Source organism: Proteus sp. G2300 (assembly GCF_009915965.1).
Classification (GTDB): domain Bacteria; phylum Pseudomonadota; class Gammaproteobacteria; order Enterobacterales; family Enterobacteriaceae; genus Proteus; species Proteus vulgaris.
This window is the reverse complement of the sequence record NZ_JAABNK010000007.1, coordinates 123968-140752: the sequence shown is the minus strand read 5'-3', so window position 1 is coordinate 140752 and position 16785 is coordinate 123968. Positions and strand designations below refer to the sequence as shown.

Annotated in this window: 16 protein-coding genes; 10 read left to right on the top strand and 6 right to left on the bottom strand. The window is 41.4% G+C overall.

What is annotated here, in order from left to right; translation table 11 throughout:
- Window positions 1-246 precede the first annotated feature (246 nt).
- From GWI97_RS05915 to GWI97_RS05875, 9 genes are all read left to right on the top strand, one after another.
- Entirely contained in the window at window positions 247-1833 is a 1587-nt protein-coding gene (locus tag GWI97_RS05915; protein ID WP_036933738.1) for an FGGY-family carbohydrate kinase, read from the top strand.
- A 50-nt stretch (window positions 1834-1883) separates the two neighbouring features.
- Complete coding sequence (locus GWI97_RS05910; RefSeq protein WP_036933740.1) at window positions 1884-3530, top strand: signal transduction protein; 1647 nt, start codon at window positions 1884-1886, stop codon at window positions 3528-3530.
- Between the two features lie 10 nt (window positions 3531-3540).
- Window positions 3541-4470, top strand: a complete 930-nt coding sequence (locus GWI97_RS05905) for a dihydrodipicolinate synthase family protein (protein ID WP_036933742.1) — start codon at window positions 3541-3543, stop codon at window positions 4468-4470.
- A gap of 22 nt (window positions 4471-4492) precedes the next feature.
- A complete protein-coding gene (locus GWI97_RS05900; protein ID WP_087803716.1) occupies window positions 4493-5545 on the top strand; it encodes a sialidase family protein in 1053 nt (350 codons plus the stop codon).
- A gap of 20 nt (window positions 5546-5565) precedes the next feature.
- On the top strand, window positions 5566-6540 hold the full coding sequence (locus GWI97_RS05895; RefSeq protein ID WP_224215404.1) for a tripartite tricarboxylate transporter substrate binding protein: 975 nt from the start codon (window positions 5566-5568) through the stop codon (window positions 6538-6540).
- Window positions 6541-6601: 61 nt separating this feature from the next.
- Entirely contained in the window at window positions 6602-7063 is a 462-nt protein-coding gene (locus tag GWI97_RS05890) for a tripartite tricarboxylate transporter TctB family protein (RefSeq protein ID WP_036933749.1), read from the top strand.
- A 19-nt stretch (window positions 7064-7082) separates the two neighbouring features.
- Window positions 7083-8600, top strand: a complete 1518-nt coding sequence (locus tag GWI97_RS05885) for a tripartite tricarboxylate transporter permease (RefSeq protein ID WP_087803714.1) — start codon at window positions 7083-7085, stop codon at window positions 8598-8600.
- Between the two features lie 57 nt (window positions 8601-8657).
- A complete protein-coding gene (locus tag GWI97_RS05880) occupies window positions 8658-9662 on the top strand; it encodes a LacI family DNA-binding transcriptional regulator (protein WP_036933755.1) in 1005 nt (334 codons plus the stop codon).
- A gap of 256 nt (window positions 9663-9918) precedes the next feature.
- On the top strand, window positions 9919-10509 hold the full coding sequence (locus GWI97_RS05875; protein WP_036933757.1) for a DUF4291 domain-containing protein: 591 nt from the start codon (window positions 9919-9921) through the stop codon (window positions 10507-10509).
- Between the two features lie 47 nt (window positions 10510-10556).
- Here GWI97_RS05875 and metF read toward each other — a convergent pair whose 3' ends face one another.
- Entirely contained in the window at window positions 10557-11456 is a 900-nt protein-coding gene (gene metF / locus GWI97_RS05870) for a methylenetetrahydrofolate reductase (protein WP_036933759.1), read from the bottom strand.
- A 277-nt stretch (window positions 11457-11733) separates the two neighbouring features.
- Here metF and GWI97_RS05865 point away from each other — a divergent pair, with 277 nt between their 5' ends.
- Entirely contained in the window at window positions 11734-12087 is a 354-nt protein-coding gene (locus tag GWI97_RS05865) for a DUF488 domain-containing protein (protein ID WP_036933761.1), read from the top strand.
- Between the two features lie 126 nt (window positions 12088-12213).
- On the opposite strand, the gene glpD is transcribed toward GWI97_RS05865, so the two are convergent.
- The 5 genes from glpD to nfuA all read right to left on the bottom strand — a co-directional run bounded on the left by glpD (window position 12214) and on the right by nfuA (window position 16734).
- Window positions 12214-13707, bottom strand: a complete 1494-nt coding sequence (gene glpD / locus GWI97_RS05860) for a glycerol-3-phosphate dehydrogenase (protein WP_161710412.1) — start codon at window positions 13705-13707, stop codon at window positions 12214-12216.
- 286 nt (window positions 13708-13993) lie between these two features.
- Window positions 13994-14752: a DeoR/GlpR family transcriptional regulator gene (locus GWI97_RS05855; protein WP_006534541.1), complete on the bottom strand. Its 759-nt coding sequence runs from the start codon at window positions 14750-14752 to the stop codon at window positions 13994-13996.
- A gap of 38 nt (window positions 14753-14790) precedes the next feature.
- Window positions 14791-15630 (bottom strand): rhomboid family intramembrane serine protease GlpG, encoded by an 840-nt coding sequence (glpG, locus tag GWI97_RS05850; protein WP_087803711.1) that lies wholly within the window; start codon window positions 15628-15630, stop codon window positions 14791-14793.
- A 19-nt stretch (window positions 15631-15649) separates the two neighbouring features.
- Window positions 15650-15976: a thiosulfate sulfurtransferase GlpE gene (gene glpE, locus GWI97_RS05845; protein ID WP_036933768.1), complete on the bottom strand. Its 327-nt coding sequence runs from the start codon at window positions 15974-15976 to the stop codon at window positions 15650-15652.
- Between the two features lie 179 nt (window positions 15977-16155).
- Window positions 16156-16734, bottom strand: coding sequence for a Fe-S biogenesis protein NfuA (gene nfuA, locus GWI97_RS05840; RefSeq protein ID WP_036933770.1), 579 nt, complete (start codon window positions 16732-16734; stop codon window positions 16156-16158).
- Between the last annotated feature and the right edge of the window lie 51 nt (window positions 16735-16785).

Genomic DNA, 16785 nt, shown 5'->3' with positions numbered 1-16785 from the left:
TTTTCACTCAATCATTCATTAAATGTTCGTTATATTTATAACGAACATAATCGATTCAGTTCTACACTTCAATTACCAATAAAGTGGAATAAATAAATTACCATTAAAATCAATAATTTATATTATTGATGTAGATCTGCATCACAAACTAATCTTATTGTGATTGTTTTTTCATCATGCTCGAATTAACTTGCTAACTCGAAGTAGCAAAAATTAGCATAGCGTTAGCAAATGATGAGGGTTCGCATGGAACAACAATATTTTATTGGCGTTGATGTTGGCTCAGCCAGTGTCCGTGCAGCGGTATTTGATAGCAATGGAAAGCGTTTAGGCTTTTCGGTTCGCCCTATTGCTCAATTCCGTCCGAAAACGGATTTCGTTGAGCAATCGTCCACCGATATTTGGCAGCAGGTTTGCACGACCGTAAAAGAGTCGGTGACGTTATCTGCTATTGATCCTATCCATGTGAAATCTATTGGTTTTGATGCCACTTGTTCTTTGGTTGCAGTGGGTAAAGACGGCAAAGGACTTTCCGTTTCACCAAGTGGAAAGGCAGAGCAAGATATCATCATGTGGATGGATCACCGAGCTGTACAAGAAACGGTAACTATCAACCTGACTAATGATCCTTCGCTACGATATGTCGGTGGTGAAGTGAGTATTGAAATGGAATTGCCCAAAATTCTGTGGTTAAAAAATCATTACCCAGAGCGTTATCAAAACGTATGGCGATTCTTTGATTTAGCTGACTTTTTAGTGTGGAAAGCAACAACAGGGGATGTGGCAAGCACCTGCACATTAACCTGTAAATGGAACTATTTAGCACATCAGGGGCAATTTAGTGAAAGTTTGTTAGCCGATGTGGGGTTGGATGAATTATTAGAAAAAGTACCTCAAACCATTCTGGCATTAGGTGAACAAGCGGGTTGTTTAAATGAGTCTGTTGCCAATGCATTTGGCCTGCACAAGGGGGTGATTGTCGCTTCAGGCATTATTGACGCGCATGCGGGTGGTTTGGCATTAACGGCATCACAACCTGAAGGGAGTTTGGCGATTATCAGTGGTACGTCTAACTGTCATATGATTGTAAGCCAATATCCCATTATGGTACCCGGTGTTTGGGGGCCTTACTTTGGCGCGATGTTACCCGATTTATGGCTAAACGAAGGCGGTCAAAGTGCTGCTGGTGCGTTAGTTGAATGGTCTATCCGCCGTCATGAGTCATGGGCTGACTTAGAACAAGAAGCAAAAGAAAAAGGCGTTAATTACTATGTCTTATTGAACGAAGCGGTGGCTGAATTAGAAGAAATTGAACAATACCCAACCGCACAGTTCCATGTTTTAGCTGATCATCATGGTAATCGTTCTCCACGCGCCAATCCTGCAGCAAAAGGCATGGTGAGTGGATTAACGCTTGAAAGTGGCCGAGTTGCATTAGCGCGCTATTATCTGGCCACACTGCAATCTATTGCTTACGGTACACGTCATATTATCGATACGCTTGAAGATGCAGGACATCAAATTAATCGCATTGTGATGTGTGGTGGCGCGACGAAAAATCCATTGTGGCTACGCGAATACGCCAATGCGACAGGTCGTGAAATTCATTTAGCACAAGAAGAGGATGCGGTGAATTTAGGGGCTGCATTATTAGGTGCGGTTGCTTGCAAAGCCTTTGATGATTTCTCAAAAGCAGCCAGCGCGATGGTACGAGAAGGTGGCATTATCACACCCGATAGCGACACATTCGCCTTCCATCAAGCTAAATACCAAGTTTACTTGCAGATGTATCAAGATCAGCAGCGTTATAACGAAATGATGTCAGATTGCTGACCACCTGTTTTTCCGATTATGAACCGAGTTTACCTTACCAGGGATATCTTATGTTGAACTTAAATCTACCGAAATTACCGACAACCATCACAGCAGGTCAGAAAGAGATCCTGATGGTCACTAACGCAGACTTACGTGAGCCTGCGAACGTAACGTGCTGGCCTGTTCAGAAAAAATTTGAAGATAAACTGGCCACAGCATTAGAAGCTCAAGGTTACAAAATGAAGCGTGCTCATGAAATTAATGAAGCACGTGGTCATGGTTTTATCAGTAGTCAGCGTGAAGGTTGCGATATGTTTGCCGCTATCGATCCTGATGCACCGGTTATCGTGTTATTAACCGCATGGCAATATTCACACCATATTGCCTCTTCGTTAGCACACCATCGCGGTCCTATTTTACTGCTGGCTAACTTTGATGGTACATGGCCGGGTTTGGTGGGGATGTTGTGTTTAGCAGGGACGATGACCAGTTTAGGTAAAAATTATTCACGTTTATGGTCAGAAGCATTTGATGATGAATTTTTTGTAGATGGTTTAGCGACTTGGTTAAAATATGGTTATGTAAATCATAAGCTTAACTATCTTACAGATATTGCGCCAACACACAGGGTAATGGCGACAGAAGCCGGCGAAGTGGGTCGTAAAGTCGGCGAATACATAATTAAAAATAAAGAAATAATAGGTTTGTTCGATACATTCTGTATGGGAATGATTAATGGGGTCTTCCCACAACAGGCCATGATCAATATTGGTATGCCAATTGAATCCCTTTCTCAATCTGCGTTACTGGTCGAAATGGCGAAAGTACCGACAGAATTAAGAGAGGCGTGCTTACAGTGGTACGAGGATAACGGGATGACGTTTATGTTTGGTCAAGATGACAAAACTGAACTTACTCGTGAACAAGTGATGGAGCAGTGCGCCATGATGATTGCAATGGCGCGTTTCGTAAAACGTTTTGGTTTAACTGCGGTAGGTGTGCAATATCAGCAGGGCTTAAAAGATTGTTGCCCAGCGTCTGACTTTGCAGAAGGAGCTATTGGTTCGACAGCACGTTTCCCACTGCCAGATGAAAACGGTGAAATTATCTGCCCTAACACGCCAATCCCTTGTATCAACGAAGTGGACATGGGGACGGCTATTCCTCAAACGATGTTATGGCGTTTATTAACATCATTAGGATTACCGGCAGAAACCACACTGCATGACATCCGTTGGGGGAGTGAGTACGAAGGAACATTCTACTGGGATATGGAAATTTCAGGTTCGGTTCCTTTTGAACACCTCAAAGGTGGCTTAAAAGGTGCAACAGGTTATCGTCAGCCTCCGATGTTCTTCCCTAAAGGGGGATCAACTATCGCCGGTCAAGGTAAAGCAGGGCGCTTGTTATGGGCTCGTGCACACTATGAAGGCACTGATGTGATTATGCATATCGGTACGGGTGTGGCGGTAGAATTACCTGAAGCAGAATTTGAACGTCGCCGTAGAGCAACCAACTACGAATGGCCATTATTAAACTGTACGTTAGATGGCGTAACGCGTGATGACCTTATGGCGGGACATCAAAGTAATCACATTACTGTGGCTTACATTGATGAAGATAAATTGGCGTTTGTGCTTAAAGCCTTTGTTGCTCAAGCATTGACTCAAGGTATTCAAGTGAAAGTGGCAGGCGATGCCATTAATCTACTGTAAGGAATTGATGATGAGCCAGCAAAAATACGTCGGTGTTTGGCCTGTTATGCTAACCCCTTTTGATGCCAAAGGGGAGATTGATTGGGCGTCGTTAGAGCGCCTTGTAGACTGGTATATCGATTCTGGTGTACATGGACTCTTCGCCGCCTGCCAATCAAGCGAAATGTTTTATTTAAGTGATGAGGAAACTCAAGCACTTACCCGCTTTATCGTTGAAAAAGCAGATGGAAGAGTACCTGTAGTGGCTTCGGGTCATACTGCAACCGCATTAAGTCAGCAAAAAGAACAATTGCAGGCAATGGCGGGTACAGGTGTCGATGGCGTCATTATGATCAGTAATCGCTTAGCGCTTATTGGTGATTCAGATGATAAAGCGCTGGAAACACTGCAAGTCTTAACCAATGTGGTACCAAAAGAGATTGATTTGGGCATTTATGAATGCCCTCATCCTTACAAACGCTTGTTATCTGAAGAGATTGTAGAGTGGTGTGCGCAAAGTAATCGCTTTACTTTTATTAAAGACACCTGCTGTTCTCTACCCATGATAGAGCGTCGTTTGGCATTATCAAAAGGAACTCGCTTGCACCTTGCAAACGCCAATAGCCAAACGCTATTAGCTTCATTCCAAGCAGGATGTCAGGCATATAGCGGTGTTATGGCTAACTTCCATCCAGAGCTTTATGTTTGGCTTTATGAAAATTGGAAGGATAAACCGGAGCAGGCTGCAGTATTAGCTGATTATTTATCAACAGCAGCGATGACCGAAACACTGGATTATCCAGCATGCGCTAAATATCATCAGCGCCTGATTGGTAATTTCAGCACTCTAGTCTGCCGTTCCCGTAACAGCAGTCAGTTTGAAAACTCATTTTTCCCTTCTGCCGTCAATAGCATGACTGCATTAGGTGAAAATATGAAGAAGTGGCTTTCGTTAGATTAATTTAGGACACAGGAGTAGGAATATGCCTTTCGTGATGAAGGAAACCCAGTTTGTGCTTGATAATGCGCATTCACTTTTTAATCACTGCCATGCTTCAACGATTGTGCGTGTGCCTAACTCTGAGCGTTTGTTAACCGCTTTTTTTGCTGGCGATAAAGAAGGTAGCGGTAATACCGCTATCTGGCTGGCGCTAAAAGAGGGCGATCATTGGCAACACGCTCAACCTGTTGTTAAAAATCCGGGTGTTGCGCACTGGAATCCAGTTTTACATGTTGACCCATCAACAGGTAATATCTGGCTGTTTTATAAAACGGGTCCCGATGTACATAGTTGGACGACCCAATACGTTATCTCGAAGGATGGCGGAAATAGCTGGAGTTTACCGAGTGAATTGGTTTCTGGTGATGTAGCACCTAGAGGTCCTGTGAAAAATAAAGTGTTAGTGATGTCGAATGGCGAGTGGTTGGCACCAGGTTCGGTTGAGGATGACCAATTCTGGGATGCGTTTGTCGATATATCGAGTGACAACGGCCAACACTGGTTGCGAGTGGATATTCCGATTGAACATCATAAAGGTGGGCAAACGGAACATGAAATCTGGCAAGGTTTAAAGGATGATGCCTTATGGGAGACTGATCTACAACGTGTTTTTCAATGGGATGGCGTGATACAACCAACACTATGGGAATCCCAGCCTGGGCATGTGCATGCCATGATGCGGAGTACGCGCGGTACTATTTATCGTAGCGACTCAACGGATTATGGACGCAATTGGTGTCCGGCTTATGCAACAATATTACCAAATAATAATAGCGGCATTGATGTCGTCTCCTTCGCAGATGGTCAGCTGGCATTGGTGTATAACCCGAATTCAGGTAACTGGAGCCGTCGTTATCCCATCTCTGTCAGTCTTTCATCCGATAATGGCAGTACTTGGTCTGAACCATTCGATTTACTCGATGGGGAAGGCGAATTTTCATATCCGGCTATTGTTGCTGAAAACAATACCCTACACGTGACCTTTACTTGGAATCGAAAAAACATTGTTTATCAGCAACTAATGGCTACTCAATAAAAATGTGGAGAAAGGGTTTTATGAAAAAGAGTCTACTCGCAGCGTTGGCGATTACGATGACACTGGGCATGGGGAATGCAGTTGCCCAACAGTTAACGTATCCTACAAAAAATATTGATGTCATTATCCCGAAAAATCCGGGTGGTGGTACTGATACTTCAGCGCGTACTATTACTGAATTTGCTAAAGATGTGATGCCGGCAGGCCGTATTTTCGTGCCAGTCAATAAACCCGCTGGTAATGGTTTAACAGGGCTAATTGAAGTTGCAAATGCACGTCCAGATGGTACGAAATTAGTGATGACTACCGTTGAATTAGCAATGTTCCCACATCAAGGTAAATCACCGGTTACTTATAAAGACTTTACGCCAATTGCAACAACAATTGCCGATCCTGTGGTATTAGTTGTTAATGCCGATTCACCTTATAAAACGTTACAAGAGTTTATTGATGGTGCTAAAGCAAACCCAGGTAAGTTAAAAGTGGGTAACTCAGGTATGGGCGCAATTTTCCATCTAGCAGGTGTGAATATCGAACGTACTACAGGTACTAAATTTAATCATATTCCTTATAACGAAGGGACAGGCCCTTCAATCGCAGCATTAGTGGGTAACCATATTGATGGCGTGTTGACCACACCAGGTGCGGTTAAATCTCAGGTTGATGCGGGTATTTTACGCGTTCTTGGTGTAATGGATGAGCGTCGTTTCCCATTATTCCCAGCAGTACCAACCTTTAAAGAAGCGCTGAAATTAGATACTAACGTGAAAATGCGTGCTTGGGCCGTTTTAGCAACAACAGCAGGCGTACCAGATAACGTGAAAAATGAGTTAGTGGGTGCATTCTCTGAAGTTGTTCAAAAACCAGAGTATCAAGAAGCACTGAAAAAACAAGGTATTATGCCTGTATTTATCACTGGTGATGATGCTTACCAAATGATGAAAGAAGACCACGAGATGTATGCTGAGTTAATTTCAGCAACCCTGAAAAAATAACTTTTCTATTATTATAAACCACCCTACCTGTTACGGCAGGTAGGGTCGGGGAGATCCCGACATGACAAAAATCAATACAATCATCGGTGCGATTTCAGTGGCTTTCGGGGCACTTATTATCTATCTCTCCCGTGATATGAGCATGTTTGATGATTATGGTGTACCAGGGGAACGTTTCTGGCCTTATGGTTTAGCCATCTTATTTATTTTACTGGGGATTTTTCAATGGATCAGTATTGTGGTTGATAAAATTAAACACGTACATAAGTCTGTTGATCTAAGTTCTACTGCAGTTAAACGCGCTTATGGTTTAGGCCTCTTTATGTTGGTCTATGCCACGGGTTTGCACTTTTTTGGTTTTATTGTTCCGTCACTGCTTCTTATCCCAGTCATTATGTGGCTGATGAATGAAAGAAAACCTATTGCATTGGTTGTTATTCCCGTTGTGATGGTTGCTGCCGTTTATGTCTTCTTTGACATTATCTTTAATTCACCTCTGCCAACTTCCGTCTTTTTTGAATAAGCGGTAAAGGAGCTTTGAGATGGAAATATTAGACGCTTTAATGGTCGTTTTCACTCTGGAAACGATAACGATGATCCTGTTAGGGGTGTTCGCGGGTATTATTATCGGCGCATTACCCGGTTTAACAGTGAATATGGGTATTGCATTGCTACTCCCATTAACCTACTCCTTCCAAGGAATGACAGGAATACTTCTGTTATTAGGAATGTATTGTGGTGCCGTGTATGGTGGCTCAATTACCGCGATCTTGATTAGTACGCCGGGTACTCCCGCTTCTGCTGCAACGGTATTAGACGGTTATCCAATGGCGAAAAAAGGAGAAGCAGGACGAGCACTGGGCTTATCCACAATGGGGTCTATGTTTGGGGGGGTCTTTAGTACGATTGCCTTAATTGTGATAGCCCCTCAATTGGCAAAAGTGGCGACGGGTTTCTCTGCAGCTGAGTATTTTGCACTTGCAGTATTTGGCATAAGTATTATTACCAGTGTATCATCGCAATCGATTGTGAAAGGATTAATGGGTGGCGCAATAGGGCTTGTGATTGCAACCATTGGACTTGATCCGATGACATCAGGGCCTCGTTTTACTTTTGATACCGTTTATTTAATGGGGGGGGTTTCGTTTATTCCTATTTTGGTTGGTTTGTTCGCTTTCTCTCAAGGTTTGATTAGCTTTGAAGAAGAGTACCGTGAGCGCAAACAGAAGAAGAGTGAAAAAATTAATGCGCGTATTCACCGTGTATTACCAACATGGGCTGATTTTAAACGTGTGTTACCAACGTACTTCCGCTCATCAGCCATTGGTACAACGATTGGCGCAATTCCAGGAACGGGGGGAGATATATCATCATTTATCTCTTATAACGAAGCGAAACGTTGGTCTAAACACCCTGAAGAATTTGGTCACGGTTCACCTGAAGGTGTTTCAGCGCCAGAAGCGGGTGCAAACTCAGTAACAGGTGGAACCATGGTGCCTTTAATGACCTTAGGTATCCCAGGTGATGGCGCAACTGCCATTATTATGGGGGCATTTATGGTTCAAGGATTGGCATTAGGGCCTCAGCTTTTTACTGACAATCCTGTTGAAGTAAACAGCGTTTTTATTGGTTTAATGGTGGCGAATATTTTCCTCGGTATCTTAGGTTTCTTATGTATGAAGCTCTTTGTTCGAGTGATGGATGTGCCACGTCGTGTATTAGTGCCTATTATCTTTGTATTGTGTAGTGTTGGTGCTTATTCTGTAAACCATAGCATCATTGATGTATTTGTAATGATGGGTGCGGGATTGTTAGCTTATATTATGATAAAGCTCGACTTTTCCATGTCTCCGGTGGTTATCGGGATTATTTTAGGGCCGATGGCAGAATCAAACTTACGTCGTGCTTTAATGATGTCTCAGGGGGATTTATCCATTCTCTATACACGCCCAATTACTGCGACATTTTTAGGTATTGCAATATTGACGTTGATCCTGCCAATTATTGGACCTTCGTTAAAAACAATGTGGAAGAAATGCCGAGCTAAACCTGCTCAGTAAAGGTTAACTGGCCCTCATCATTAAGATGAGGGCAACAATATCAATGATGGAATATTAATGGCAAAAACAGTTGAACAGATTGCAAATGACCTGAATTTGTCTATTACCACAGTCAGATTGGTATTAAATGGCAAAGGTGATCAATACCGGATCAGTGCAAAAACGCAAAAGAAAATAGCGGATTATGTTGAGGTATTTGGTTATACCGTTAATCATGCAGCAAGAAGCTTAAAACTTAATAAAACAGATACTTATGGATTAGTTGTCCCTCGTCTCTCTAACCCATTTTTTGCTGCTCTAGCTGAAAAGCTGGAGATGCATTGTCACCAAATTGGTTGCCAACTCACCATTAGTTGTACTTATGGTGATATCAAAAATGAAAATAAACTTGTTAAATCAATGGATGAACGCAACGTTGATGGTATTTTTATTGTTTCATCCAGCCGAAAAAATCAGTTACACCATGTTAAACATCGTCAAAAACCTCTCGTTTTCTTAGATAGAGACTTTTCTGTGAGTGATGCTATTTGTGTGGCATCAGATAACTGCGACAGTGGAGCTCAACTGACAAGAGCGATGATAAAGCAAGATGCGCCAATCCATTTTTTTGCGGGAGATGCGCTACTGCCCACCATTGCAGCGCGTTTACGAGGTTATGTACAAGCAATAAAAGGGCATTATGGCGATGATAGTCGTGTAACGGTTTCTTATGCTGAACATAATACAACTAAAGATGGTGAACAGATGATGAAACAGTATTTAGAGCAACATCAGCAAATACCGTCTCATTTTATTGCCTCATCACTGCCTATTCTTGAAGGCCTATTAAGTGTTATTCGTCAACGTGAAGGCGTTATTCCGGCATATCTTCATATTGGTACATTCGATGACCATGTGATGTTAAGTTTTTTACCTAATAATGTGTGGTCAATGAAGCAAGATGAGGCTTTATTGGTCGAAAAAGCCTTTGAAATAATGTCTGCAAAGATAGCAGGCACCGCAGTTAAATCCCCTGCATTGATAAAAACACAGCTTATCGAGCGTCTAATTTCTACCCAGTGAGTCAATTAAATTGCTTATTCGCCTCACTTTGTGAGTAATATAGCAAGATTAATTGACTCATCACTGTATAAATAAAACACAATAGGAACATTAGTCTGTTCATTTTATTGTTATTCTTTTTTTTGCTTTTATAAATGCACGCTACTCTATTGATAGCGCCTTAACAAAAATAAGGGCTCTTGATTATCTGTAATCAGAGGCTCATAATTTAAGCGAATAGTTCCATTTTATTAATATAAAAGGATATTAAAGAAAGATGAACGATGATGTTGACCGATGTCCTGAGTGTGAAGTAAGGGCATATTATACGGATGATTTTGTTCGTGTTTACCAAGCCTATTCTAATACTATTGCTCAGAGCGCAGTCGCAAACGGAACATTTGTTTCGCCCCCTTTTAGTATGACCCGTATGACGTGGGTTAAACCCTCCTTTCTTTGGATGATGTACCGCTCTGGATGGGGACGTAAAGACGCTAATCAAGCTTCTATTCTTGCAGTTGATATTACGCATGAAGGCTTTCAAGAGATGCTGACACAAGGCGTTGTAAGTCATTTTGACCCAGATCGCTATGTCAGTGCTGAAGCGTGGAAAGAGGCTTCGGAAACGAGTAATATCCGCATTCAGTGGGATCCTGAACGCGATATTTACCTCAATCGACTCAGCTACCGTACTATCCAAATTGGTTTACGAAATCAAGCAGTTGAAAAATATTGTAAAGAGTGGATTGTAAATATTACGGATATTACTGATAAGGTACATAAAATAGATGCGTGTATTGCGAATGGTGATCTCGATACTGCATACAGCCTATTGCCAGTAGAAAAACCCTATCACTTTGGTGAGTAACTCATCAGAATGTCACCCCCGCTTTATTGGCGGGGTATTGTGCCGATTTATGCCCTAACAAGCTCAGGGCGAACTCCTAGCGTATGGCAAATAGCATAGGTTAACTCTGAACGATTAAGCGTATAAAAGTGGAAATCTTTTACCCCTTCACGACTTAAGATCTTCACCATATCAATTGCAATCGAAGCACCTACCAGACTACGCGTTTCAGGATCATTATCTAATCCATCAAACATTTTATTCATCCATCCCGGAATTTTAACATTGGTTAAACCTGCAAAGCGCTTGAGCTGTTTAAAATTAGTCACCGGTAAAATTCCTGGCACAATTTCGACATCAATACCCGTTGAAACACAGCGGTCACGGAAACGCAAATAGCTTTCGACATCAAAGAAAAACTGAGTGATGGCGCGATCAGCTCCTGCATCTACTTTTCTTTTTAGATTAATTAAATCCGCTTGTGCACTTTTTGCTTCAGGGTGCACTTCAGGGTAAGCCGCTACAGAAATATCGAAATCACCCACACCTTTAAGTAAATGGACTAAATCCGTGGCATACATCTCGGGTTTTTGTGTGTTATCGGGTAAGTCTCCTCGTAAGGCGACAATATGGCGAATACCACTTTGCCAATAATCTTGTGCGATATGTTGTAGCTCTTCACGACTAGCATCAATACAGGTTAAGTGTGGTGCAGCTTCTAACCCTGTGCGTTCTTTGATCCCTTTAATAATGGAGTGCGTTCTGTCTCGTTCGCCAGAGTTTGCCCCATAAGTCACAGAAACAAAGCTGGGTTTTAAGGTATTTAAACGCGCAAGAGATTGCCAAAGGGTATTTTCCATCTCTTCAGTACGAGGGGGAAAAAATTCAAATGAAACTTGGATCTGGCCATCTAATTCAGCAAGATTTTGGTTTAATGCTTCATGTTGGCTTGCGTGATAAAAGCTCATACCTGTACCTCATCAATCTTTTACTGTGTTGTTATTCTTATTTAAGTATTACTACTCACTTACCCATCTAACCATTTAGACGTCTAGATGTAGATTCTCTTAATTAGGTTATTTAGTCAACAATTATTCACCTTGTTTTTGATGAGGATAATTCAATCGGAATGAGAGAAAGCTTCATGTTGCAATCTGCTTTATGATAAAAACAAGCACATTAAGAGGTAAGCCTTCTGATTTTTCTTCTACAATAAAGCTAATTAATGTATTGATGAGGAGCAATATGATCACTTGTAAACGTGTTTATGATGATAAAGACGGTGAGCATGAAGGTTATCGTGTATTAGTCGATAGGCTCTGGCCAAGAGGCGTGAAAAAGACAGATTTTCATTATGATGAATGGAATAAAGGTGTTGCGCCTTCGACTGAACTGCGAAAATGGTTTCATGGCGGTGGTGGAGATTTTGCTGAATTTACGCAACGTTATACGCAAGAATTAATAGCTACACCTGAGCATTGGCAATCGCTTATTGCAATAGCTAAAGAGCAACCATTGGTATTACTTTATTCAGGCAAAGATAAGCAACAAAATAATGCTACGGTATTAAAAGCTTTTTTAGAAAAACAACTTAAATAGTCATTAACGGGTTGTATATTGATTTTCTTGCTATGAAAAAAGTAAAAAAAAGTGGCGCGGTATTCGGCGCCACAAAAATTGCTAATAAAAACATCGAACAGAGTCAGAGAATAGTTATTACTACTCTTATGAATTTTGAGTATTTTCCACTAACCATTGGCTAATACGTTGTTTTTGTTCGTCATTCAACCACATGCCGAGTTTAGTACGACGCCAAATAGCATCATCTACTTCGATAACCCATTCATGTTTCACTAAATAACGTAATTCAGCTTCATACAGATTATGGCCAAAGTTTTCGCCCATTCCTGTTAAATCAGTAACGCCTTCAAGTAGCAATTCAGTGTTGCTACCATAAGTACGCGCAAAGCGTAGCGCTAAGGCTTCTGGTAACCATGGATGACGTTGGCGAATCAAACGTGAATAACCATCACGATCATAGCCTTCTAAATTACCACCGGGTAATTGACCATTTTTAGTCCACGCTTTGCCCATGTTAGGGAAATAAGTGATTAATTTATCAACAGCATGTTCACCTAATTTACGATAAGTCGTTAATTTACCACCAAATACAGATAACAGTGGTGTTTTACCATTGTCATCATGAACATCTAATGTATAGTCACGCGTAATAGCTTGTGGTGAATCTGACTCATCATCACATAATGGACGCACACCTGAATAATCCCAAACAATATCTTCTTTCGTCAGTTGTTTCTTAAAGTGATCATTGTAGACTTTCAGTAAATACTGAATTTCATTGTCATCAATCGCCACATCTTTCGGGTCTCCTTTATATTCCACATCGGTAGTACCAATGATAGAGAATTCATCCATCCACGGAATAACAAAGACAATACGGTTATCTTCGTTTTGTAAGATATATGCTTGTGGTTCGTTATGTGCACGAGGAATGACAATATGGCTACCTTTAATTAAACGGATACCATAAGGTGATTTTAGTTTTAAACCTTCATCAAATAAGGTTTTAACCCAAGGGCCAGCCGCGTTTACTAAGGCTTTGGCTTGATAGCGAGATGTTTCACCTGTACGTAAATCTTGAGCCTCTACCATCCATAAATCATTTTCACGCCAAGCGCGGGTGACTTTCGTGCGTGTGCGCACTTCACCACCACGACGGGCGATTTCTTGCGCATTTAATACCACTAAACGTGCATCATCAACCCAGCAGTCTGAATATTCAAAACCGCGCGTTAATTCTGGTTTTAAAACAGAGTTTGCGCCAAATTTAATGCCTTTACTGCTTGGTAAACTTACGCGCTTTCCGAGGTGATCATAAAGGAATAGACCAATGCGGATCATCCAAGCTGGGCGTAAGTGTGGTTGGTGTGGCAGGCGAAAACGCATAGGAAATGCGATATGTGGTGCTAAGCGCAATAACACTTCACGTTCTGCCAGTGCTTCACTCACTAAGCGGAATTCGTAGTGTTCTAAATAACGTAAACCACCATGGATCAGTTTAGAGCTCGCGGAAGATGTCGCACTTGCTAAGTCTTGAGCTTCCAGCATAAGTACTGAAAGGCCTCGGCCAGCTGCATCCGCCGCAATTCCAGCGCCGTTTATTCCGCCGCCGATGACAATCAAGTCTTGAGTTTTCATAACATCCTCCTACGAATGCGCGAAACAATTCTTTAATGTTCGTTTTCGCTCATAATTGTAATGAAGTTTGATGAAAATGCCAACTATATAACTGATAAAAAACATAACCGCGTGATATGGATAACAATTTATTATCATATCCACATAACTTGTGTGCTTATTGGAAATAAGCAACATTGTTAATGTATTAATAGAAAAGAGAGAGAATAGAAGGGGTTAATCGAGTTTGACCGTGAGTCGATAAAAAAAGTACCTGGATAGGTACTTTTCGAGGGCGTTTATTTAATTAACATAATTCGAGTTGAACGTTGTGCTGTTCAACAATTTTTTGGATCCCTGCTGGTGGCTCTTGATCGGTAAATAAGTAATCGATCAGATTCATATTGCCTAAGTTCACCATTGCATTACGCCCAAATTTAGAATGGTCAGTGACCAACATAACACAGCGTGAGTTTTCGATAATTGCGCGTTTAGTGCGAACTTCGTGGTAATCAAACTCAAGCAATGAGCCATCCATATCAATACCACTTATCCCTAAAATACCGTAATCAAGACGGAATTGAGAGATAAAATCAAGTGTTGCTTCACCGACAATCCCCCCATCTCGTGTGCGTACTTCACCACCCGCAAGGATCAAACGAAAATCTTCTTTACCCATAAGTAACGTTGCTACATTAAGGTTGTTAGTCACTATACGGAGGTTTTTATGATTAATAAGTGCATGCGCAACGGCTTCAGGCGTTGTGCCAATATCAATAAACAGTGTTGCGCCATCAGGAATTAAACTCGCCACGCGTTGTGCAATTCGTGATTTTTCATCAGACCACATAATTTTACGATCATGATAAGCGGTATTTACTGAGCTTGACGGTAATGCAGCACCACCGTGATGGCGTTGGATTTTGTTCTTTTCCGCTAATTCATTTAAATCACGTCGGATGGTCTGTGGGCTGACTTCAAAATGCTCCACCAACTCTTCAGTGCTGACATAGCCCTGCAGGCGTACCAGTTCAATGATGGCATCATGTCGTTGCGTTTGCTTCACAGGTGTCCCCTAATGTTAAAAATATCATGTTCATTTTATTATGATCTACGAGATAATTGATGTCGATTATCCCACAAAGCCATCAATAAGCCGATAAGGAAGCCTGCAAAATGTGCAGCATTTCCAATAGAGTCACCTAAAACGCCCATATAACCTGCAATAATCCACAAAATCGAAAAGACAATTAAGCCTGTTGGAGCACCGATACCTTTTTCGGGATGACGTATTCCCGTTAAGCCAACATAGCCAATTAATGCATAAACAACACCAGATAGCCCGCCAAAGTTGGAATCTGTAAACAAGGATTGTGCCCAATTACTAAAGAGCGCAGAAACGAGCATGATCACAAATAATTTACCCGTGCCCAATTGCTGTTCTGTTTGACTTGCGAGATACCACCACATAGCAAGATTAAAGGCGATATGCATTAGTGAAAAATGAATAAATGCCGGAGTAATATAGCGCCAGACTTCAAGGTTTAAGCTCTCTTCATAAGGCCATGCTAGATATAGCATGACATTATAGTCACCAACCACTTGTTGCCAGATAAAAACCAAGATACATAAAATAATGACCAGTACGGTTAATGGGCCTGATTGTTGCACCATATTTTTTATCGAAAAAGTAGGGCGATATTTTATACCCGTATTTTGTGGATTGCCTGTTTGCCAACTTGCGGCTTGATAGCGCGGGTGAAAAGGCTCACGTAGAAACGTGTTAAGTTCTTTTTCAACCATTTCCAACTGATGTTGGTCTTCTAACCAAAGTGAGATTTGCTGATTTTCATTTTTTGCATGAATTCGCACACCTTTTGTTGCCATATAATTGACAAATAAATCAGCAGCTTGAGGGTTGGAAAGCGTAATAATGTGGATCATTGACAAAACTCATCCGTCGTTATTGCAGAGATGTTATCGCTTGTGGAAACTCTCTTTGCCATGCTTCAAAACCACCATTAATGCTATAAACGGTTTCAAAGCCCATATTAACCAGATATTGAGCCGCACCTTGACTGCTATGACCGTGATAACACATCACCATAACAGGAACATCAAAGTCAGCATCTTGTAAAAATTGATTTAGCGTTTCATTGGTGAGATGAAATGCATTTGTCGCATGACCAGCACGATAACTTTGAGGATCTCTCACATCGACTAAAACGGCCGATTGAGATACCCAAAGTTGATAGGCTTGTTCAATGCTTAGAAATTGAAACTTATCCATAATTGTCTTATTTATTATATTGTTAATTAATTTATTTGTTCTGAGCGAGAGAACGATACATTTATCATAGCGCCAAATGGGTAAAGATGACGTTACTCTTTGTAAATGATTATTTTAATACAAAAATCCCCCATGATATCCATGCAGGTGAGTATCATAGGGGATTTGATACTGAAGGATCAGTAGTAGGAGTGTTCACCACGTTGGTGTTCAGTTAAATCTTTCACACCTTTTAATTCATTAGGGAACAGGTTTAACAGTTCTTTCTCGATGCCATCTTTTAGGGTGACATCAATCATTGAACAACCGTTACAACCACCACCGAATTGTAAGATAGCATAGCCATCTTCAGTGATTTCCATCAGACTCACGCGACCCCCATGACCCGCTAATTGAGGGTTAATTTGTGATTGCAATACGTATTCAACGCGTTCAATTAACGGTGCATCAGCATCAACTTTACGCATTTTTGCGTTAGGGGCTTTTAGGGTTAATTGTGAGCCTAGTTGGTCAGTAACAAAGTCGATTTCAGCATCTTCTAAGAAAGGTGCACTGATATCATCAACATACGCAGACAGTTTCTCAAATTGAATTTCAGTATCGTTTGGTTCTACAGCATCCGGTGGGCAGTATGAAACACCACATTCAGCATTAGGTGTGCCTGGATTGATAACGAATACACGGATTTGGGTGTTGGGTTCTTGGTTAGCCAGTAGTTTGGCAAAATGCGCCTGTGCGGCATCAGTAATAGTAATCATATCGTCTTGCTCAATAGTTGACTGTTCTGGTTGGTTATCATACGCCCAATT

What these genes read in the sequence shown, in the direction of transcription:
- GWI97_RS05905 (WP_036933742.1), top strand. Translation starts at nt 3,541, where the DNA reads ATGAGCCAGCAAAAATACGTCGGTGTTTGGCCTGTTATGCTAACCCCT.
- GWI97_RS05915 (WP_036933738.1), top strand. Translation starts at nt 247, where the DNA reads ATGGAACAACAATATTTTATTGGCGTTGATGTTGGCTCAGCCAGTGTC.
- glpD (WP_161710412.1), bottom strand. Translation starts at nt 13,707, where the DNA reads ATGAAAACTCAAGACTTGATTGTCATCGGCGGCGGAATAAACGGCGCT.
- GWI97_RS05875 (WP_036933757.1), top strand. Translation starts at nt 9,919, where the DNA reads ATGAACGATGATGTTGACCGATGTCCTGAGTGTGAAGTAAGGGCATAT.
- nfuA (WP_036933770.1), bottom strand. Translation starts at nt 16,734, where the DNA reads ATGATTACTATTACTGATGCCGCACAGGCGCATTTTGCCAAACTACTG.
- glpE (WP_036933768.1), bottom strand. Translation starts at nt 15,976, where the DNA reads ATGGATAAGTTTCAATTTCTAAGCATTGAACAAGCCTATCAACTTTGG.
- metF (WP_036933759.1), bottom strand. Translation starts at nt 11,456, where the DNA reads ATGAGCTTTTATCACGCAAGCCAACATGAAGCATTAAACCAAAATCTT.
- GWI97_RS05880 (WP_036933755.1), top strand. Translation starts at nt 8,658, where the DNA reads ATGGCAAAAACAGTTGAACAGATTGCAAATGACCTGAATTTGTCTATT.
- glpG (WP_087803711.1), bottom strand. Translation starts at nt 15,630, where the DNA reads ATGATCCACATTATTACGCTTTCCAACCCTCAAGCTGCTGATTTATTT.
- GWI97_RS05865 (WP_036933761.1), top strand. Translation starts at nt 11,734, where the DNA reads ATGATCACTTGTAAACGTGTTTATGATGATAAAGACGGTGAGCATGAA.
- GWI97_RS05895 (WP_224215404.1), top strand. Translation starts at nt 5,566, where the DNA reads ATGAAAAAGAGTCTACTCGCAGCGTTGGCGATTACGATGACACTGGGC.
- GWI97_RS05900 (WP_087803716.1), top strand. Translation starts at nt 4,493, where the DNA reads ATGCCTTTCGTGATGAAGGAAACCCAGTTTGTGCTTGATAATGCGCAT.
- GWI97_RS05885 (WP_087803714.1), top strand. Translation starts at nt 7,083, where the DNA reads ATGGAAATATTAGACGCTTTAATGGTCGTTTTCACTCTGGAAACGATA.
- GWI97_RS05910 (WP_036933740.1), top strand. Translation starts at nt 1,884, where the DNA reads ATGTTGAACTTAAATCTACCGAAATTACCGACAACCATCACAGCAGGT.
- GWI97_RS05890 (WP_036933749.1), top strand. Translation starts at nt 6,602, where the DNA reads ATGACAAAAATCAATACAATCATCGGTGCGATTTCAGTGGCTTTCGGG.